Raw genomic sequence first — 20492 nt, 5'->3', positions numbered from 1 at the left:
AACGACGGTAGGACGGCTCGTATACAGCCGTATGCCTCCGTCGGGAGCGATCACCGTCGTCGTTCAGACACCTTATGCCCAGTATGAGCAGCAGTTCCCCTCAGCATGTTTTGAAGTCTCGCCATCCGGGAGATATGTTGCAACAAATCCTGCTGATCGAATCCGGGTCAATCGGCTGTCGACCGGAGCGCTGCTAAGGGAATATGAGCGACAGGACGGGTGGGCCGATTGTAGTTTGCATTGGCGTTCAGATTCGGTTGTACGGATCGCAAAAGTTTACGAGGAAGGTGAACCCCAAGTATTCGTATACCTTGATGTGAGTTCCGGCACGATTACGGAAGAGGTCTATGTCAATCCAACTCCGCCGGACTACCCACTTTTGACGGACCGTACACAGAACCAACCGGTACTTCCGGCACCGGATCCCACTATTGTCTTGTACGAACGGTGTCTCGGAACGGACACAGTGACCACAGAAGCCGGCGAAGTCCTGTGTCGGTCAGGCACGGACTGGGTGGTTTATGATGTAGATACTCAGCAGATCGTTGTCACCGGTATAGAACCGGGACACGTCTATCTCGACGCTGCACCTTACCGCAGTGACAGGTACGCATTCTTTGAAGGAGTATCATGGTCACCGGACAGCCGCTACCTCGCCGTAGTTGCAAGATTTCGGGACGACTTCCCACTCGAGCTCATCGATTTATCAACCGGGCAAGTGGATCGCCTCAGATTCGTTGTGGTTGACGTGGAAGTAAGAAAGAATCGTCTTTCCTGGTCGCCTGATAGTCGTCGGCTTGCGTTCTGGGTTACGGGGAGTCTAAATGAGGAAGTTCAAGGGAAGGCGCTTGTCTTTTACGACACCGCAACGGATGAGTTCACGGTAATCGATCAGACGATCAATCCATTGGGCACGGTTGGGAATGGATATTGGTCTCCCGATGGGACAAGATTCGCCTTCATCGACGAAACGCGCCGGCTCGTGCTCGTTGACGCGACGACGGGCGCATTTACGATCCTGGATTCGGACGTCGTGGCCGTCGATGCGTGGGCCAGCATCGTTCCACCTGACGCCGATGCAGGTACGGACAAAATGCTTACAGACGGTGACGGCGACGGGTCGGAGATTGTGTTGTTGGATGCATCTGCGAGTGTCGATCCGGATGGCGTGATCCTCTCGTACAAATGGGATTCCGATGGTATTGAAATTGGGTCTGGAGCCACTGTAGAGGTCAACTTATCGGTGGGCACACATCTAGTGGAACTTACTGTCACAGACGACGACGGCGGTATGGATACCGATGTGCTTACGGTGACGATAATGCCACTGACGCCCAAGTTACCCGCGCCTGATCCTACGTTAACCGAGGGCAGCGGATAGAGCGCACGCGGGGGGTGGCAACTTGCCGCTACTCGTCCGCACCCCACTTTTCGCATTCGGCGGACGATTGCCGTTACCATCAGCCCTGCACACAGGGAGCCAATGTGGACGCTGCAAAAAGCAGGGCGTCGTCGTCCTTCATAGAGTTCGTCGTCGTCATCTCGATGATGATGGCGCTGACCGCGCTGTCGATCGACGCCATGCTGCCGGCGCTTCCGGAGATTGGCAGCGACCTCGGCGTAGCCAACCCCAACGACCGGCAGCAGATCATCGTGGTCATTTTGGCCGGTCAGGCCATCGGACAGTTGTTCTTCGGGCCGCTCTCCGACAAGCTGGGGCGCAAACGTGCGATCTTCGGCGGGTATGCGCTGTTTCTCGCCGGCTCGCTGGTGTCGGCGCTGTCGGTGAACTTCCCGATGATGCTGCTCGGGCGCGCCATGCAAGGGGTTGGCACGGCCGCGCCGCGGGCGATTTCGATGGCGATCGTGCGCGACCGGTTCGAGGGCCAGCGCATGGCCCGCGTGATGTCGTTCACGATGGCGGTCTTCATCCTGGTGCCGATGATCGCGCCGTCGCTGGGTCAGGTGCTGCTCTCGATTGCGGGATGGCGCAGCATCTTCGGCTTCTTCCTCGCCTTCGCGCTGTTCACCGTGCTGTGGTTCGCCATGCGCATTCCTGAGACGCTGGCCGTCGAACGCCGCAAGCCCATGTCTATCCGGCGCATTGGCGAGTCCGTGGTTGAAATCGTCAAGATTCGCCCCGCGATCGGGTTCACGCTCACCGCCGGCATGACGTACGGCATCCTGGTCTCTTACCTCAACTCCTCGCAGCAGATCTTTCAGGAGCAGTACGGGCTCGGGGAAGCCTTTCCGCTGTACTTCGCGGCCATCTCGCTGTCGATCGGGTTTGCGGCGCTCGTCAATGCGCGGCTGGTCATGCGCTTCGGGATGACCACGCTGGTGACGTGGGCGCTGGCGCTCATTTTTGGGCTGGCGACGACGTTTCTAGTGATCGCCGCTGCGTCCAACGGTCAGCCGCCGCTGTGGTCGCTGATGGCGTTCATGATGCTGGCGTTCTTCTGCATCGGCATTCTGTTCGGCAACCTCAACACGCTCGCGATGAGTCCGTTGGGACACATGGCCGGGGTTGGCGCGGCGGTCGTCGGTTCGATGACCACGCTCGTCTCGATGATGCTCGGCGCGGTGATCGGGGGAGCCTACAACGGGACGGTGCTGCCGCTGGTGATCGGTATGGTGGTGCTGTCTGGCGGCGCGAGCGTTGTTGCGCGCTGGGCGCGGGCAGGGTGATCGCGCGCGCATCAGGGCGACAGATAGTCTATTGGTCCTAGTCGCGTCCGCGGATGCCAGCGGACGATTCGAATTGGTTGTATAACGCCTCTTATTCACGAATTCGGTGGCTTAGGGAGGACGACGGCCCATGATTCGCAATCGATGGCCAGCTCTGGCACTTCTCGTTTTCACCGCAATCTCTGTAATGTCCACGGCGGCACAGCCGGTTCCTCGTGCCGCGCCACCGAACGACTTTTTCAGTCTCGCCCAATCGATCGCGCTCAACACCAAGGTCAAGATCACCGATGTCGAGCAAGCCACGCTCGAACTCAACGAAAGCGTGTCATGTGCGCTGAATTCGGACTTCAGCGTTTGGTTCACGTTCACTGCGCCGTTCGATGCGACTATCAGTATTTCGACGGTTGGCAGCCAAACGATTTTGAACTCTCAAATCACGAACCCCGACACGGTGCTCAGCGTTCACACCGGTAACGCCGCCGCACTCGTCGAGGAGGCGTGCAACATCCAGCCCGCTGCCGTGATCGGCGCGCAGCTGCCCGCTTTCAATATCGACTCGGGGGTAACCTACTACGTGCGGGTCGCGTCGGTATCCAACCCGATCAGCGCCGGCTCGTTCTACAAGCTGACCACCCGCGTCATCGTCGTCAATGACGACTACAACCCGGGCCTGATCGACGGCGGGTTCGAAGACGGCGATCCGGCGTGGGTGCTCAAGAACCCGTCGTTTGGGGACAGCCGGGTGTGCGGCACGGCCGAGGCGCAGTTCGGCCTATGCGCGTACAAATTGATCGGCGGGCCGGGCGAGGTATCGAAGCTGCAGCAAACGGTCGATTGGCCGGTATCCGACCTGCTCGGATTGGTCGATCAGCCGCTGCGCACGAGCGCATTCATCAGCCGCAGTACCGTCGACGTCGTGCTGAAGTACTCGCTCAAGATCGCCTATTCGGACGGCACGCCGTCCAGCAAGGGCAAAGTGACCCTGTCCGGATCATGCGGCGGCATCTGCGGTGGGTACGGACTGGTCGCGTATTTGACGATGTTCGAGTCGCCCAATGTCGAGTCGGTCAAGATCACGTTCAAGCACACCTCGCCAAGCGGATCGGCCCTGATCGACGGTGTGACGCTCGAGTATTGGGGAGGCGTGACGCGCAGTCTATCCGGGTTGCTGCCTGTGCCGGCCGGAGGTTAACCACGACCGAGCAGATGCTCAGGTGGTACACTTGCGGCAGTTGCGCAGGGCATCCCCGGAGGCTAACCCGCCATGCTCACGCTGTCGTCCGCGTCCAATTTCTCGCTCACCGATCTGGCCGAACTTGTCAACCGCGCGTTCAAGGGCTACATCGGCGGAGAGGTGCATTTCAGCGAGGCGCTGATGGCCTCTATGCTCGTCTCCGCGGGTGTCGACCTCGCGCTCAGTCAGGTCGCATCGTTCGATGACGAACCGGTGGCCGTCGCGCTGATTTCGCGCCGTGCGACGGCGTACCGGCTCGCGCTCATGGGCGTAGCCGGTGGGTCGCAGGAGCGCGGGTTCGGCTCGCAGTTCATGAACGAACTGATCGATCAGGCCCGCGCGGCCGGCGTGCAGACCTACGAACTCGAAGTGATCATCGGCAACCTGCGCGGCGAACGGCTGTACAAACGCTGCGGGTTCCAGATCGTGCAGCGCCTCGCCAGCTTCAAGAGCAGCGAGGGGACGGTAGCCGTGCAAGGCGATCCGTCGCGCCTTGAGCATGTGCCGCTGATGGACGTCGCGCGGCTGATGGTCGCCAACGCCGACGCGGACTCGCCGTGGCAGGTCGACGGGTGGGGCCTGCCGCATGCGCACCCGATCGCCGGGCTATCGGTGCGGTATCGGGACGACGACGGCGACGCTTACATCGCCGCGGGTCTCACCGACGCCACGCCGATCCCGATCCGCGCGCTGGTCGTGACCGGCAAACGCCGCGCCGGGCTGGCGACTCGCGCCGTCGCGTCTCTCATGGCCACGTATCCGGGCAAACAGTGGGGCGTGCCGGCCATCTGCCCGGAGAAGTACGCGCCGATCTTCAATGCGTGCGGCATGACCGAAGGCGCTATCGCGCAGTTCCAGATGCGGTTGGCGCTGTAGCAGACGTGTGACAGCTGGCCCAACGCGCGCATTGGAACAAACACGGGTACGATAACGTCATAGCTATTGACCGCACCGTTCACTTCCGGGAGCGCAACGATGACTTTTGATCCCAGCCAATCCAGCCCGTTCGGATGCGTCATTATGTTGGCGATGGTCTTCCTCTTTGGCTTCTTCGGCATCGCGGCCGTCGAGCAGGGGCCGGCCGCGATGCCGCTTCCGGAGACGTCCGGCGTGCCAGCGCAGGCCCAACCTGAGGTGGCTAAGCCGACGATTCCTGATGTCAGCAAAGGTCCGCTGCCTGAAGGCGCGACGCTGCTCGGCGTCGAATCGGCAGTGCTGGAAGTTCGCGAGCCGGGGCAGGTTGTCGTGCAGGTCAGCGGCACGTGGCCCGATGGCTGCGATTACCCGGTCGAGGTCAGCACCATCGTCACCCCCGAACTGGTCAGCGTGGTGGTGTATCGCGTTGTGCCGCCGGGGGTGTTCTGCACGATGATGCTGCAACCCTACAGCGGCGAGATCGACATCACTCCGGCGTATGCGTCTGCCGGCAGTGCGATCGAACCCGCCCGCGTGCCGGTCACCGTGAACGGTGTGACGGCCAATCCTTTGACGAAATGACATGGAGTAACGACTGATGATTAGGGGAGCAAGGCTCATGTTTGGCGCGATGCTGCTAGCCGGTCTGGCGTTCGGGAGCGTTCAGGCGCAAGACACACCGCCTGAGCCGACCGCCGACGGCGTGAGCATCACCGTTTACAATCAAGGCACCGCGCTGGTGCGCGACCGCCGCACGTTCACCTTGACGCAAGGCGATTCGGTGCTGAACTTCACCGACGTCGCTGCCACCATCGACGCCACGTCGGTCAACATCAAGTCGCTGACCGATCCCGACGGCACGCGTGTGCTGGAGCAGAATTACGTGTTCGATCTGGTCGACACGTCGGCGCTGCTTAAGCGCTACATCGACCAGCAGATTCAAGTCACGATGTCGGACGGCACGACCTATTCGGGCATCCTGCTCAGCGGCGCGTACGGCGACATCATCCTGCGCGAGGACAGCGGGCAGGTCGTCGTGCTGCACTCGGCCGAGGCGCGTGACGTGCGCTTCCCCGCGCTGCCCGATGGCTTGATCACGCGGCCGACGCTGCGCTGGTTCCTCGAAAGCGCGTTGGGCGGCGAGCAGCAGATGGAGTTGACGTACCTCGCCGGCGGCATGACGTGGACGGCCGATTACAACCTCGTCGTAGCGCGCGACAACAGCAGCCTCGACGCGACGGGATGGGTGACCGTCACCAATACCAGCGGCGCGACCTATCCCGACGCCCAGCTCAAGCTGGTCGCCGGCGACGTCAACCGCATCGTCGAGCAGGTCATGTACGACGACGTCATGATGGAAACGCGTGCGATGGCCGTGCCGACACAGGCGGTCGAACAGCGCGAGTTCTTCGAGTACCAGCTATATGAAGTTGCGCGCCGCGTGACACTGGGCGCAAACGAGACCAAGCAGGTCGAGTTCATCGCCAAGACCGGTGTGCCCGCGTCGACCTTCTACGTCTATGACGGAAGTACGCCGTTTTACGGCTACGGCAGCCCGATCTACGATCAGGGATATGGCAGCACCGGCGTAACCACCGTCGGCACGTACCTGACGTTCACCACGGCCGAGGACGGCGGGTTGGGCGCCGACCTGCCAGCGGGCCGCGTGCGCGTGTATCAACTCGATACCGACGGCGCGGCGCTACTTATCGGCGAGAACCGAGTCAATCACACGCCAGAGGGCGAAGACGTCGAGCTGTACCTGGGCAACGCGTTCGATCTGGTGGGCGAGCGCAAACAGACCGAATACAACCAGCTCACTCGCGACGTGGTGCAGGAGACTTACGAGATTCGGCTGCGTAACCGCAAGGACAGCGAGACGGTCGAGATCCGCGTGCCGGAGCGGCTATTCCGCTGGCGCAACTGGCAGGTCTTGAACAGCTCGCATCCGTACGAGCAGCTGGACTCGGCGACGATCGAGTTCCGCGTCGAGGTGCCGCCTCAGGGCGAGACGGTCATCACCTACACCGTGCAATACGCGTTCAATCAGTAACGCGGCGCGGGTATCGAAACAAAAACAGGGCGGTCCAATCGGGCCGCCCTGCGTGTGTCGGTATGCGTTTGTGGGCGCCTAGCGCCGCGCGAGCTTGCCGCTTTGGCTGGCTTCGTAGCAAGTTACCCCAGCTTGGCTGACCTTGATGCCGTGCCGGACCCCGGCGGGGATATCGGCGCGGTCGCCCGAACGAAGGACGTACACACGGTTTTCATCGGGTACGCTCAGTTCCAACGTGCCCGAGACCACCCACAGCACCTTGTCGTAGCCATGGCTGCGGACGTTAAACACACGATTCGGATTGTTCTGCCACGTGAACGGCCGCATCCCTTCGTCCGCCATAAGCCGGTTGATACTGGAGGCGGAGGGAGGAGAGGGGTAGGTCCAGCGCCGAACATGGATCGTACGATTTTGAAGGGGCATAACACTCAATCAGTGCGGACAGGATAACCTTGTAACAGCATACACACCTTAAAGGGATGGTGCAAGCCGTTTTTCCATAACAAATGTCGGGTCGTTCACGTGGCGCTCCATACCATTGTGATCAACAAAGGACCATTGTCCGGGGTCCTCATCAATCACTAAGTAGCCCTCGCGGTGGTACAACCGCCGCGCCGCTTCGTTGCGTTTGCTGACCTGAAGCACGGCGTAGCGGAACCCGCGCCGCGCCAATTCGATCTCGGCGGTGCGCAGCAGGCGCGTGCCGATCCCCAGCCCTTGCAGATGCCCGATGACGCGGAACGAGTAAATGTAGCCGCGCGCTTTGCCATCGGCGTGCTGCTTGTTCTTGCTGTCGAACTGCACGTAGATTTGCCCGATGGGAAACCCGTTGAGGTCGGCCACCAGCATGAGCTGCCGGCCCTTGGTCATGTCGACGTAGGCGCGCTCGATATACCGCCGCGTGTGGCTGTGCGACCCGTACCACTCCAGCTTGCGCACGTCACTGCGGACGGCGGCGCGAATGCAGTACTGAACCGCCAGCGGAAATTGGGGCGGGGTGTTCTCCGTGGCTGGCCGTTCACGCAGGATCATCGGCGGGCAATCGATCGATCAGAATTTGAAGCAGAACTGCTTCGTCTGAGGGGGTACGGATGTGACCATCCAATCGGGCATCGAGCAGATGCTGAAGGATGTATTTATACCGCGGGCCCGGGGGAATTCCAAGCTCCTTGAGCGTTTGGCCGGTCGTCACGGTGCGCGTCCGGCGCCATTCGTTGAGGTACGCCTCTGAGTTTTCGTACGCTCGGCCGCCCAGGACACGTCCAGCGGTTGCAATGGCAATGTCGGGCAGGCCATGGAAGCGGCGGTACGCGACGCTCGGGGTATCGCTGTGGGCGGCTTCGCTGTCGCGCACCAGCGCGGCCGTTGCGTTGACAGCTCCGGCCATCGACGCGCTGAACGCCAGCCGCACGGCAATTTGCTTGAGGTCGTCGGGCTCAAGCCGGCACAGCCACGCGCACCACGCCGCCGTCTCGAGGTCGGCAGGGGGATCGTCGTGGACGGCCAGCAGGTCGTCGTCCAGCGTACGCGTTACGCCAAGCGCCGGATGAATGGCGGACAATGCGCCGAGTTCGTCCAGCAGGGTCAGCGCATCCGGCGCCGACGACTCGACCAGTATGAGGCGCAGTTCGGTACGCAGGCGCTCGCCGCTGACGTAGTCGATCACCGGCAGTGCCGCGGGGATCAACACTTCTGTTTCCGGCGCGAACGTAAATCCGAGCCGCGCCGACAGCCGCGCGCCGCGGTAGATGCGCGTCGGGTCGTCATTGAAGCTGGCCGGATGCATCACGCGCAAAATGCTAGCGTCGAGGTCGAGCAGGCCGTCGTGGCGGTCGATCACGATGCCGTATTCAGGGCGCGGCGCCAACATCAACGCCAGCGCATTGACGGCGTAGTCGCGCCGGCGCAGGTCGTCCTCGAGCGTGGTTGCCGCCGGGATCGGCAGCGCACCGGGGCGTTCGTAGTGTTCGGCGCGGGCGGACGCGAAGTCGAAGTGTTCCGGCACGAGCCCGTCGTCGATGAAGAACGCGTCCGGGGCCGTCCACGTCGCCGTGCCGAAGGCTTCATGCGCCTTGACCACGCCGCCAAACTGCGTCCGCAGCGCGCCGGCCAGCTCTGCCGCTGCCGAGAGGCCCATGTCGCCGCCGTCGACCAGAAAGTCGTAGTCGGTGGTCGGCATGCCCAGCATCACGTCGCGCACCACGCCGCCGACCAACGCGAATCGCACACCGATCGTCTCAGCGACTTCGGCGATGCGATGGACGTGCTCGGCGGATTGTTCCCCCAGCACGCTCGCAAGCTGTGCATACGTGATGCGAACCATCGTGCTCCGTTCCTACCTCACCCCCTAGCCCCCTCTCCATGGCCATGGAGAGGGGGAGTCGAGCGCATCGAGGCGGGGGTGAGGTTGTGTAGTCCCACCATCACATACCGAACTTTCAAACACGCTCTCAGTACTCATCACCCGGCATTTCTTTACACCCACGGCCCGATGATCTGGCGTTGGGCCATGCTCAGCGACACGCCGGCGTTGAAGAACGCCAACATGGCAAACGCCAGTGCCGCGCTGCGGTCGTCGCGCCCGCGCAGCATGCTGAACAGCCCCGGCATGATGACGACCAGCCACGCCATGTACAGGAAGTACAGTTCCAAGCGGCCATCGACCGGGCGCGCGCCGGTGGCGGTGAGGATCACGCCGAACACGACGATGATCCCGGCGAGGACCGACTGCACGATCACCGCGCCCCAATAGCCGCCGGGGACGGGCTGACTGCGCCCGGCGATCACCGCCGCCCACACCCCCAGTGCAAACGAGAACAGAATGTGCGCGTTGAACAGGATTCCGTGAATGTCACTGAGCGGCATGAGTCGGCCTCTGGCAGCGCCAGTCAAGCGAACACAACCCTCGAATTATAGGCCAGATGAGCGCAGAGTACAGCACCAGCCCATGCCGCGGTACGGCGCTGCGGTCTACGCGCATGCTGGATCGGCGTTTAGAATAGCCAGAGCGAAGCACAACGAGAGCGAGCAGGAGCCGATGTCGACTCACCTGCCTGTCACGATCCCCGGCGATTCACCTGAACTGCGGCGGACCCTCGAGCAGATTCACTGGGGGCTGGAACATGAGCCGGCGACAGCCGCGCAGATCGCCGCCGATCTGTTCTGCACCGTCAACCGATCGAGCCCCGGCGGGCGCGAACAGACTGTCCTGCGCGAAGCAGACACGATCGCGCTCGAGACCTGGCGCGGCAAGCCGATCGTCGTGCATCAATGGGGCGATGCCGGTCCGCTGGTCGTGATGATGCACGGTTGGGAGATGCAAGCCGGGCGCTGGTCGGCGTTCGTCGGCCCGCTGGTCGAGGCGGGATACCGCGTCGCAGCGATTGACGCTGTCGCGCACGGTCAATCTCCCGGCGAGCGCGCCGCCATGGTCGATTTCATGGAGTCGATCAAAGCGACCGTCGATCACCTCGGCGCGCCGCACGCGCTGGTCGGGCACTCGCTTGGCGGCGCAGCCGTTTACTACGGCATGGCGACGCTCGGCATCCCGACCACGCGCGCCGTCCTGATGAGCACCTTCGACCGCGTCGTTTACATCATGGAGGTGTGGGTCGACGCGATGGGCCTGCCGCGCGAGATGCTTTCGCTGATGTATACCCATTTCGAGAAGACGTACGGCGTGTGGTCGCCGGATTACGTCGCAGACTCCGCCGTACCAAAGGTCGCGCACATCCCCGCGCTGATCGTGCACGACCGCGACGACGAAGTGATCCCGTACGCGCTGGGCGAGCGGGTCGCGCAGTTGTGGACGAACGCGCGCTTCATGACGACCGAGCGTCTGCGCCACTTCATGCCGCTGCGCAGCCCGGAGGTCGTGAGCGCGGTGGTGGACTTCATCACTGAGGGGCAGTGACGAGAGGGCAGTTGTCAGGCATCAGTTGTCAGGAGCCAGTCATCAGGATCGCGGGACGTGTTGCGTTCGCTTGCCTTGGTGCCAATACCATCGTGCTGTCGTAGGGATGGCATAGATGCGTATGGTGGAGGTTGTGGCGTAGACTGGACAGTAGGTTGAACCGGACTACTGCCATGCCGCTACTACGATTGACAGCGTGGTCGATCTTGATTGTCTCACTTGCGGTCATCGCCCAGCCGGCCGCAGCGTGCACCGGGCCATACCCCTTTACGGTCAACCAACTCTCACAGGCCGACGTGATCGTCAGTGCGACCGTTATCGATGCAGATGAACGGGGACACAGCGCGATCCTGCTCGTGGACGCATATTTCAAGGGAATGGGTGCGCCCTATCTGGCCGTCGTGCGTGTGCCTGTCGCGATGCACATCGCCACCATGAAGCGGAACTATGATGTCGGTTGCGCCGAGACCGGCGCAGGTGTGCTGCTCAAACCCGGGATGACCGGATACTTTGCACTGGCCAATAATGGTGATGGGACTTACACCGACAAGCCTGTAGCGAACACGACGACTGCGACTTTTAGCGTCGAGGCGGGACACGTCGAATTCTCCGAGCAGTTGGACGGCATGACCCGCGTTCGCGCGGTTGATACGGTGCAGTTCGAGGAGCTTCTGCTAGAAGCCGGCGGTCGGCTAGAATCTGTGGCGCCGGACTTCTCGGATGCACGCATGCCGCTGCCGCGCTTCTTGCTTGTTACATCAGAGTCGGGGCAGCAGTATCGGGTCAATCCGGATCGGACAGTGACCCGGATGACCGAGCATGACCCGATCGCGATTTCGCCCGACGGAATCCATGTCGCATTCCGCGTCGATGGACAGCATGTCGGGCTTCAGTATGTGTTTCTCGATCCAGCTCCTGAGGAGTCGGTGGTCAATCCGCTGATCCGGGTTCCCGGGCATGGCGTCTTATTCTCGCCCGATAGTGACTTTGCGGCAGTATTCGAACCTACACGCCTCACGGTCTATCTGCTGGAGAACCGTGAGGTATCGCTTCGCGGGCAGCGCCTCACGCTGCAGAAAGTCGCAGAGACTGCACTTGAATCGGAGTCGGCGGCTCCGCTCGTCATGTGGAGCGCCGACAGCAGTACGATCGCGTTTCAGGATGCGCGTGGGGTTTGGGTGTGGGACCTTTTCGATTCGGGTGCTCCGACAGCCCTGGTGGTTACGGGTGACGGCGAACAAGCGTTGTCGGACATTTCACGCACAGGGCGCTTCGTCCGTGTGGGAGGCGCAGATTCGTGGCGACTCTACGACATCTCGGCCGGCACGCACTATGAAAGGGCCGTCGCGACGCCGGATGAGAACAACATCGTCTACGTCGTACCCGGTGACCCGTCGGCCGATCGGTTCGCCGATCCTCAGCGTGCGTGCACGGCCCCGCTCGCCGAGACATGCCCGATCTTCATTGAGACGTTCGACAATCCGCTGATCTTTCCGTATCGCAATGACCATTTCGGCGTTGTGAGCTGTTCCGATTCGCAATGCTGGGCATCGAGCCATTCATGGAAGTTGGGCCGGGGGCATGAACCGAGTGTCGGTGGCGTGCTCAACATGCCGGTGCTGCCCGTCCGCGCACTGGCCTACGACCGGTGGAACGAACGCGCGGCATTAGCTACAGGCGAATATCGAGTAGAGCTCGGGTTCTTCCCAGCATGGTATGACCGGGCAGACTCAGCCCTGCTGCCCGACGTCCTTGACCTCGTCGATCTCTCACCGGTCCTCGACAGCCCGATTGCGACACTGGAGTGGGGACAGCCGATCTTCTACGACGACTGGATTCTGTTGCCGGATCCCCGATAGCACAACGTCGTGTATGTGGCATCCACGGTTACAGTGGCCGCGCATCACAGGCCGGACGCGGCATTTGCCGTGTCCCTACGAATTTCGGGTTGAGGGATGCTGCCAACTGACGACTGACAATTGGTTCCTTAACCCGTTTCCCCTTAATCTCTCCCCTTATTTCCCCACCTTCAGGATGTAGTGGGTGCCTTTCTTACTGCCGATCTTGAGCAGGATGCCCTTCTCGACAAGGTCGGCAAGATCAAGGCGCAGGGTCTCGGCGCTCACGCCGGGGCACAGGTCGCGGAACTCGCGGTTGGTGATCTGCTCGTGCTCTTTGATGTACTGGAGCGCGCGCGCCTGCCGGTAGTTGGTGTTGCGCGACCATTCCGGGGGCTGCTGCTTGACGCGCTCGTTGTACAGCGTCACGGCGAAGCTGTAGGGGCGGGCGTCGAAATCGGGCGGTTTGCGGCCGTTCTGCTCCATGACCTCGATCATGCGGTCGATGCCGAGGCCGAGCTCTTCGATGTAACCCCACTGGAACAGCCCGTTGACGATGCGCGGGTTGCGGCTGAAGTGCTCATCCTTGATGTTCTCGATGGTGATGAATCCCGGCAGTCCGCCCGGCGAGATGACCTCCAACCGGTCGCTGTACATGCGGATCTCGATGCGGCGGCCCTTGAGCCGGTAGTCGCGGTGGCACACGGCGTTGACGATCGCCTCGCGGACAGCGAACTGGGGGTACTCGAGCGTGTCCTCGCGCTCCAAGCCCTTGACGACGCCGCCGACGGCCATCTCGCTCCACACGATATTCCACGCGCTTTCGATCAGGCGCGGCAGCGGGCCGTTGAGCTCCTCGCGGCGGATATACCCGGCGAGGCCGTTCTCGCCGCGCGGGGTGCGGCCGAGGAACTTGATGAAGACGACGCTGGCTTGCGGCAGCCACTCTTGCGGATAGTCGGTAAACAACATCAGTCCCGCGACGGTCGGCTTGCCGGTTTGGTCGACTGCGCCGATCTCCTTTAGCAGGTCGTCCTGTGTGCCGGTGAACGGGCGCTTGGTGCGCTCCGCGCGCTTGGCCATGTATTCGTCGAGGATCTTCTTGCTGAAGTCGTCTTTGGTCGCGCCGGTGAGCGAGGTCGCCTCGAAGTCGCCGGTGGTCTTGGCGCTGGCAAGTCGCAGCAGTTCTTGACCGCCGACAGGACGATTCTGTGCATCGCCTCGGATCAGCACGCGCCCGTCGATCAGCGAGTGGAGTTCGATCGAGCGCGGCACGCGCAGGCTGTACGCCCTGCTGCCGTCGATCATCAACTCTTCCCAACTGCCGGTGACGACGGTGGGACTGCACAGCGCATCTGCGGCTTTGAGCGCGTCTTCGAGCGCCTCGGATTCGAGCGTCCCTTCGATCGGCTTGCCGTCGTCCGAGACCCCAACCACCAGTAGGCCGCCCTCGGCATTGGCGAATGCGACCAGCGTCTCTGCGATGTTCTGCGCGTTGGCGCCTTCGATCATGGCGAGGCGCGGGCCGGGGCCTTGCTTGAGTAAATCAGGGTTCATGGCGGCTGCGATAAATGCGATATATCCCAAACTGTGCGCGATTGTAACAAGTCTGTCGCGCAATTTGGGATATCGGGAATCGGTTGGGATAAGCAATCCCCGCCAAACCGGACGTGTTACGGCGGGATTTTAATCGAAACTTAACATAAAGCCTCCGGTGTTAAACAACACAGGGTGCGCGAATTTGCGATATTTTGGGATAAGGTGGTATATCCCAACCTTGTCGCAACTTCTGCTTGATTCTCAATACTCGAGGGGACGCGGCACCCTGTCAGATCGGGATATCCCAAATCGTGCGATCAGAATTCCGCGGCCGAAATCCGGCTGCCAACTGAAACCTGATTCCTGGGCGCCGGCGGCGTCACCGCTGATCCGTTGTAGGAGGTTGGGATGGACGGCGTGCCCGTCCCATATGCACCAAGTTAAGACCATGAGAAGTCGAAAACCTGCCAGAGTTGGAAAGCGAGAGGGACTTTGGCCCGTTTGGAACGGCGTGCGGCGAGACGCAGATCGGCGGTGAGCCAGAGCCAGAGGACACGCCAGAGGGGTGGGCATGTGAAGGCGCGCATGAGCAGAGGTGTATGCGTGCGGACGAGGCGAAGCGCATCGAGAGAGCCGAGGTTGTCAAGGGACCAGCCAGCGACCAACAGCATCCAGTGGGCGACCAAAACCGCCAAGAGCTTGGCGTAGCCCTGACAGAGTTGTCGACAGGGATCGGCCGTGCGTGAGCGCAAGATCTGACCATGAGACTTCCAGAGCTTGAACAGCAGCTCAATTTGCCAGCGCGTGCGCGCGAGGGTGTGAGCTTGGTCGAAGGTCAAGTCGGGGATGTTGGTCAGATAGATCGTCCAGCGCGCGAAGGCGGTTTGACGGGGGAGGTCGGGCGTTGGTCCAGCCGTGCTTGTTCTTTTAGCCGCGCCATCCGCGTTTGCAGCGCTTGGCGCGGGATGGGGGGCCGCTATCAAGTAAGCAGACAGACGCGCTTGGTTCCCGACTTGAACAGGCAGACACTGCGGTCCGGGCAGTTGTTTCAAATGCTGCAGCAGATCGAGCGGTTCTCCCTCTGTGGTGAACACGGTCGTGCCGACTTTGAAGCGGGTGAGCCAGAACACACCCTGCTCATTCCAGCGCTGGAAGCGGGTCAGCTTGAAGAAACCCAGATCGTTCAGATGCAGCGCACCTTCGGGCAGCGCCGCGTCTACCACCGCGCTCTTCTGGTCGTTCTCTCGTAGTTCCCGCAGTTGAATCTCCAACTGCCCGCGCTGTAACTCCCAGCGTACCGCCAGTTTCACGCCCGTTGCCAACCACTCGACCCGACTGCAGTCGCTGATGTAGACGCCGTTGAATGACGGCAACACCGTCCCTTGCTGCTCGCTTCGAATGGTCTGCCGCAGCCCTTCCTCGAGTAACTGCCGCATGAACGTCACCGCGGTCGCTGTGAAACGCTGTTCCAGTCCTTGCGTACTGATCGGCATTCCAACCTGCACAGCATGGTGCTGCTGTTCGCGCCGCGTCGCTGCCGGGGCCATCAGCCCGCCAAGCACCAGCGTCTGGGCAAACCCTGCTCCCGTGACTTTTCGCTGCCGACGGATGAATCCCGTTTTTTTGCCAACTCATTGGCTGTTGTACTCAACAGACCTTGCAGCGTTTCGCTCAGTTCCGTTATGGTTGTCATGGAAGAAGGGTCTCTTTTCTGCGGTGAGAGGCGAAAAGATTACCCTTTTTCCTTATCTTGGTGCATATGGGACGCGATACATCGCGTCCCTACTAGTGGCGCATTTCTCGCCGGCCGCGACGTCATGTGTAGTCGACAAAGAACGTATCATCTTGCCAGTTTACCGGGTTGAAACGGATATAGGCGCGAATTCGTTCGAGTTCGTCGGGTGAACGCACGATGTGATCGTGATAACGGGATTGCCAGATCCTGCCGAAAGCGGAATCGATCCGGTTCACCTCGCGCGTTACCTGTGCCTTGAACGTCCCAATGACGACGCCAAGCGGGGCGACATTGGCATCAGGTCTTTCATAAAGCGAGAGAAGCAAATGGATGTGGTTCGGCATCACGATATGGCAATCCAGCGCCACGTGGTTATAGTGGTCAGGGATTGATTTGGCGGCTGTGTCGACCACTGCCCCTGCGGTAGATAGGCTCACATGCATGTCGTAGACGGAACCGAATATCAGTTCGCGCTGGTGCGTACACACTGTTACGAAGTAGGTTGCGGTTCGGCTGTAACCATGCCCTCTCAAGCGAGGCGACCGGCGATTTCGTGACATCCTTCCTCCGGCGTACAAGCACGAACGATTTTACGTCTACAATTGACCGCAATTCTAGCTCCGCTCAGTCATCGCCGCGGCGTGGTAGGGACGGCAACCATGACGTCCCGGCGTCATTCATCAGCGTTCTGGGCGCGGTACATCGCGTCCCTACCAGACACGTTTGTTCCGCGCATCCACCGTCAGTCATCGCCGCGGCGTGGTAGGGACGGCAACTATGGCGTCCCGTTTTCGGCGCGATGCGCGGCGTCCCTCTCCCCGTTCCCCTTACACCCTACCCCTTCACCCCCGACGCCTTGAGCGCGTCGCCGAGCGAGCGGACGGGCAGCAGTTCGAGGCCCTTGGGCAGTCCGTCCACGGCGCGGCGCATCTTCGGCACGACCGCCTTGCGGAAGCCGATCTTGGCCGCCTCGTTCAAGCGCACGCCGAGCTGGCTCACCGCGCGCACCTCGCCGCTCAGGCCGATCTCGCCCATGATCACCATATCGGCCGGCACCGGCACGTCGAAGTAGCTCGACGCCATCGATACCGCCATCGCCAGATCGGAGGCCGGTTCGCTGATCTTCATGCCGCCGACGACGTTGACGAAGATGTCCTGCTCGTGCAGGCGCAGCCCGTAGCGTTTGCTCAACACGGCGCTGATCAGCAGCAGGCGGTTGATGTCGACCCCGTTGGGCGTCCGGCGCGGATTGCCGAAGCTGGTCGGGCTGGTCAGCGCCTGCATCTCGACCAACAGCGGGCGCGTGCCTTCCAGCGTCACGGCGATGCACGACCCCGGCGCATTCACGACGCGCTCGGCCAGAAACGCCTCGGACGGATTAGGTACCTCGACCATCCCCGCGCCCTGCATCTCGAACACACCGACTTCACTGGTCGCGCCAAAGCGGTTCTTCACGCTGCGCAGCAGGCGGAACGCCTGAAACGGGTCGCCTTCCAGATACAGCACGGTATCGACGATGTGCTCCAGCACGCGCGGCCCGGCGATCTGGCCCTCTTTGGTGACGTGCCCGACGAGGAACACGCTCACGCCAGACGATTTCGCCAGTCCTTGCAGTCGGCTCGCGCACTCGCGCACCTGCCCGACCAGCCCCGGCGAGCCTTCAAGTGACTCGGTATACGTGGTTTGAATCGAGTCGATCACCAGCACGGCAGGGTTGAGCCGGGCGACATGCTCGAAGATGTTCTCCAGCACGGTCTCGGTCAGCAGGTACAGGCTGTCGGACGTGACGTTCAGGCGCTCGGCGCGCATCTTGATCTGTTGCGCCGACTCCTCACCGCTGACGTACAGCACCGTGCCGATCGTATCGGCAAGGAGGCCGGCAAGATTCGTGAGCAGGGTCGACTTTCCAATCCCCGGTTCCCCGCCGATCAGGGTTATGCTCCCCGGCACGAGGCCTCCGCCAAGCACACGGTTGACTTCGCCCATGGGCACAAAATAGCGTTCGCCCTGATCGCCGCTGATCTGCCGCAAGGTCTGTGGTTCGGCGCGCATCGCCCCCGGTGCTTTGCGCTGCGGCGCGTTGGCGGCCTGCTTGCGCACTTCTTCGACCACTTCCTGATAGGTGTTGAATTCCCCGCACTGCGGGCAGCGGCCAAGATACGCGGCGCTCTTGCGGCCGCAGTTGGTGCATACGTAGGACGTGCGTGACTTTGCCATGATCCCTGCGCTGTGTATGTGAAGTCAAATGACCTCCAAAGGGCTTACGCCCTCTGGACTCCCCGATCTGCGGATGGATGCCGCATGCGGCATCCATCCGCGAGAAGCGAGGTGCAGGAGTGCAAACTCCTGCCGGGGCTTGGGGCAGCGCCCCGAACCACTCCCGACTATGGAACATCCGTGCGACGATTATAGCATATCTGGACGGGTCAGCGGCGGTGTTGTTCCATCCATGTCACGGCAAAGTCGACCAGCGGCCGCTGCCGGGTGAAGTGCGCCTCGCCGCGCCCAACTCGTCCCGGCACGATCGCATGCGCCGCTTCGTAGTCTGCGCCGAGCTGGGAAAAGTCGCTGTCGTCCAGATTGAAGAAATCGTAGGAAACCCACTGACGCACGCCGTCCACGTACATCGCCACGCCCTCTTTGCGAAACTTGTGCGGGAGGTCCGCGCGATATTCCGCCATATGCAGCGACGTGTTCTTGCTGTGATCGAGCCCAAGCATTAGGACATGACCATCGAGTTCGTACAGCCGTGCGGGCGGAGACTCCGAGTCGAAAATGTACGTCAGCGACGGCTTGCCCCCCAGCAGATACGCCGCGTTCGGACCGACTGCCGCGAACGACGCCTCAGGATGCGCGCTTCGCAATGTCCCCGGCCAGCGCCTGAACAACTCGGCAACGATACCCACGTTGAAGGTCGGCGTGATGGCCGGATCGAATGCCGGGGTGTGCTGCCGGATGATCGGCACCCAATGCGGCGGAACCGGCGGGTTGACCCAGTTGGCCGGCTCGGTCGTGTCCGGCGAGAAGGCTGGCATCATCAACGTGCCAGACGGTCCGAGTACGCGCAGCAGCGCCTGTATGACGGCCACCGGCCCGCCTGCAATCCACCCGAGCGCGCTCATGCGAGTATGCACCAGTACCGTCTGTCCGGCCGATAGCCCGCTCGCGGCAAGCTGTTCGGTGAGCGAGTCCACAGTGAGCGGAAGGCTGTTCGGGTCGATCGTATCGGCTTCGGACATTGCGGCCTCAGGGATGGCGCCAATCTGAGCGCAGTGTAGCACGCATCCGTCTTTCGGTTTGCGAATCAAAAGCCCCGCGCGGAGGCGGGGCTTGGGGTGAATAGATCCGGTGTCTAGCCGAGATAATCGCGCAGGGCGACCGAGAGGCGCGGCGACTTCAAGCGGCGCAGCGCTTCCTTCTCGAGCTGACGGATACGTTCCCGGCTCAGGCCGAACTTGTTGGCGATCTCCTCGAGCGTGTGCGGTTCCCCGCCGCCGAGGCCGAAACGCAAGCGCAAGATGCTGCTCTGGCGGTTCGTCAGTTCGCCGAGCACCTGCTCGATCGTCTCCTCCAGCAAGTGCTGGATGGCGGCGTCGACCGGGCTGAGCGTGTCCTGATCTTCGATGAAGTCGCCAAATTCGGTGTCGCCGTCGTCGCCGACCGGGCGTTCGAGCGCGACCGCGTGCTGGCTGGCGTCCATCATGCCGCGGATCGTCTCAAGCGGGACGTCCATCTCGGCGGCGATTTCCTCGGCCGTCGGGCGGCGGCCCAGCACCTGCTCCAGCTGCTGCGCCGTGCGGTACATCTGGCGGATGCGCTCGGTCATGTGCAGCGGGATGCGGATCGTGCGGGTCTTCTGTGCCAGCGCGCGGGTGATCGCCTGACGGATCCACCATGTCGCGTACGTGCTGAAGCGGTTGCCGCGCTTGTAATCGTACTTATCGACCGCGCGCATCAGGCCGACGTTGCCTTCCTGAATCAAATCGGGGAAGGGAAGCCCCTGCGACATATAGCGCTTCGCGATGCTGACGACGAGGCGGGTGTTGGCACGTCCCAAATGCTCACGGGCGGCCTGCCCTTCGAGCACGAGTGCCTCATAGCGGGCGATACGCTCGGCGTCGAGCGTGTGACCGCGGCGAGCCATCACTTCGGCGGCGATTTTTCCGTATTCGATTCGTTTGGCGAGGTCTACTTCGTCTGCGGCGCTGAGGAGAGGTTCTTGCGCCATTTGGCGGAAATACAGGCCAACCGGGTCGTCGGCGCTGACGGCGTTGATGTCGCCCAACATCGGGTCGGGCGCGGTTTCGTCGAGATCGTAGTCTGTTTCTGTATCGTCCAGCACCGACATGCCGACCAGTTCGCTTTCGTGTCGGTATTCGATGCCTAACTCGTCTAACTCATAAAGAACCGTGTCTAAATTTAGATCTTCTCCCTCATCCTCCAGCAGTTCGAGGATGTCATCATATGTCACGTACCCGCGCTGTTCTGCACGTGCCATGAGTTCTTGGATCACGGTTTCACCTCTGCTGATCGCCCGCGCAGTGTGCGCCGGCCCTCTTCCGATAGTTTAAGGCGCG

The 20492-nt window shown here is 61.9% G+C and carries 18 protein-coding genes; 8 read left to right on the top strand and 10 right to left on the bottom strand.

Annotated features, from left to right (window positions below):
- Positions 1-466 precede the first annotated feature (466 nt).
- The 6 genes from IPM16_14240 (at position 467) to IPM16_14215 (ending at position 6890) form a co-directional block, all read left to right on the top strand.
- On the top strand, positions 467-1381 hold the full coding sequence (locus IPM16_14240; GenBank protein MBK9124260.1) for a PD40 domain-containing protein: 915 nt from the start codon (positions 467-469) through the stop codon (positions 1379-1381).
- 164 nt (positions 1382-1545) lie between these two features.
- Positions 1546-2688, top strand: a complete 1143-nt coding sequence (locus IPM16_14235) for a multidrug effflux MFS transporter (protein MBK9124259.1) — start codon at positions 1546-1548, stop codon at positions 2686-2688.
- A 130-nt stretch (positions 2689-2818) separates the two neighbouring features.
- On the top strand, positions 2819-3880 hold the full coding sequence (locus IPM16_14230) for a hypothetical protein (GenBank protein ID MBK9124258.1): 1062 nt from the start codon (positions 2819-2821) through the stop codon (positions 3878-3880).
- 72 nt (positions 3881-3952) lie between these two features.
- Positions 3953-4798 (top strand): GNAT family N-acetyltransferase, encoded by an 846-nt coding sequence (locus tag IPM16_14225; protein MBK9124257.1) that lies wholly within the window; start codon positions 3953-3955, stop codon positions 4796-4798.
- Between the two features lie 99 nt (positions 4799-4897).
- Positions 4898-5419 (top strand): hypothetical protein, encoded by a 522-nt coding sequence (locus tag IPM16_14220; GenBank protein ID MBK9124256.1) that lies wholly within the window; start codon positions 4898-4900, stop codon positions 5417-5419.
- 37 nt (positions 5420-5456) lie between these two features.
- Positions 5457-6890, top strand: coding sequence for a DUF4139 domain-containing protein (locus IPM16_14215; protein MBK9124255.1), 1434 nt, complete (start codon positions 5457-5459; stop codon positions 6888-6890).
- Positions 6891-6968: 78 nt separating this feature from the next.
- Here the strand turns inward: IPM16_14215 and IPM16_14210 are convergent, their stop codons facing one another.
- The 4 genes from IPM16_14210 to IPM16_14195 all read right to left on the bottom strand — a co-directional run bounded on the left by IPM16_14210 (position 6969) and on the right by IPM16_14195 (position 9755).
- The gene (locus tag IPM16_14210) at positions 6969-7232 is read right to left on the bottom strand and encodes a cupin (GenBank protein MBK9124254.1); all 264 of its coding nucleotides are present in this window, start codon (positions 7230-7232) and stop codon (positions 6969-6971) included.
- A gap of 129 nt (positions 7233-7361) precedes the next feature.
- Positions 7362-7922: a GNAT family N-acetyltransferase gene (locus IPM16_14205; protein ID MBK9124253.1), complete on the bottom strand. Its 561-nt coding sequence runs from the start codon at positions 7920-7922 to the stop codon at positions 7362-7364.
- The gene (locus IPM16_14200; GenBank protein ID MBK9124252.1) at positions 7909-9213 is read right to left on the bottom strand and encodes a CCA tRNA nucleotidyltransferase; all 1305 of its coding nucleotides are present in this window, start codon (positions 9211-9213) and stop codon (positions 7909-7911) included. Before IPM16_14200 ends, IPM16_14205 begins: the two co-directional genes overlap by 14 nt.
- A gap of 152 nt (positions 9214-9365) precedes the next feature.
- Positions 9366-9755, bottom strand: coding sequence for a hypothetical protein (locus tag IPM16_14195; protein ID MBK9124251.1), 390 nt, complete (start codon positions 9753-9755; stop codon positions 9366-9368).
- A gap of 172 nt (positions 9756-9927) precedes the next feature.
- Here IPM16_14195 and IPM16_14190 point away from each other — a divergent pair, with 172 nt between their 5' ends.
- Positions 9928-10803 (top strand): alpha/beta hydrolase, encoded by an 876-nt coding sequence (locus IPM16_14190; GenBank protein MBK9124250.1) that lies wholly within the window; start codon positions 9928-9930, stop codon positions 10801-10803.
- A 173-nt stretch (positions 10804-10976) separates the two neighbouring features.
- Positions 10977-12662: a hypothetical protein gene (locus IPM16_14185; protein ID MBK9124249.1), complete on the top strand. Its 1686-nt coding sequence runs from the start codon at positions 10977-10979 to the stop codon at positions 12660-12662.
- A 156-nt stretch (positions 12663-12818) separates the two neighbouring features.
- On the opposite strand, the gene IPM16_14180 is transcribed toward IPM16_14185, so the two are convergent.
- The 6 genes from IPM16_14180 to IPM16_14155 form a co-directional block, all read right to left on the bottom strand.
- Positions 12819-14198: a putative DNA binding domain-containing protein gene (locus IPM16_14180; GenBank protein MBK9124248.1), complete on the bottom strand. Its 1380-nt coding sequence runs from the start codon at positions 14196-14198 to the stop codon at positions 12819-12821.
- Positions 14199-14620: 422 nt separating this feature from the next.
- Positions 14621-15790: a transposase gene (locus IPM16_14175; GenBank protein ID MBK9124247.1), complete on the bottom strand. Its 1170-nt coding sequence runs from the start codon at positions 15788-15790 to the stop codon at positions 14621-14623.
- 205 nt (positions 15791-15995) lie between these two features.
- Complete coding sequence (locus IPM16_14170; GenBank protein MBK9124246.1) at positions 15996-16328, bottom strand: transposase; 333 nt, start codon at positions 16326-16328, stop codon at positions 15996-15998.
- A gap of 421 nt (positions 16329-16749) precedes the next feature.
- Positions 16750-18132, bottom strand: coding sequence for a DNA repair protein RadA (gene radA / locus IPM16_14165; protein MBK9124245.1), 1383 nt, complete (start codon positions 18130-18132; stop codon positions 16750-16752).
- Positions 18133-18341: 209 nt separating this feature from the next.
- The gene (locus tag IPM16_14160; GenBank protein ID MBK9124244.1) at positions 18342-19154 is read right to left on the bottom strand and encodes an AAC(3) family N-acetyltransferase; all 813 of its coding nucleotides are present in this window, start codon (positions 19152-19154) and stop codon (positions 18342-18344) included.
- A 113-nt stretch (positions 19155-19267) separates the two neighbouring features.
- On the bottom strand, positions 19268-20413 hold the full coding sequence (locus tag IPM16_14155; protein ID MBK9124243.1) for a sigma-70 family RNA polymerase sigma factor: 1146 nt from the start codon (positions 20411-20413) through the stop codon (positions 19268-19270).
- Positions 20414-20492: the final 79 nt, after the last annotated feature.

Origin of the sequence: Candidatus Flexicrinis affinis, assembly GCA_016716525.1 — a bacterium.
Lineage (GTDB): Bacteria > Chloroflexota > Anaerolineae > Aggregatilineales > Phototrophicaceae > Flexicrinis > Flexicrinis affinis.
The sequence above is the reverse complement of the archived record's forward strand: the minus strand, read 5'-3'. Positions and strand labels throughout refer to the sequence as shown.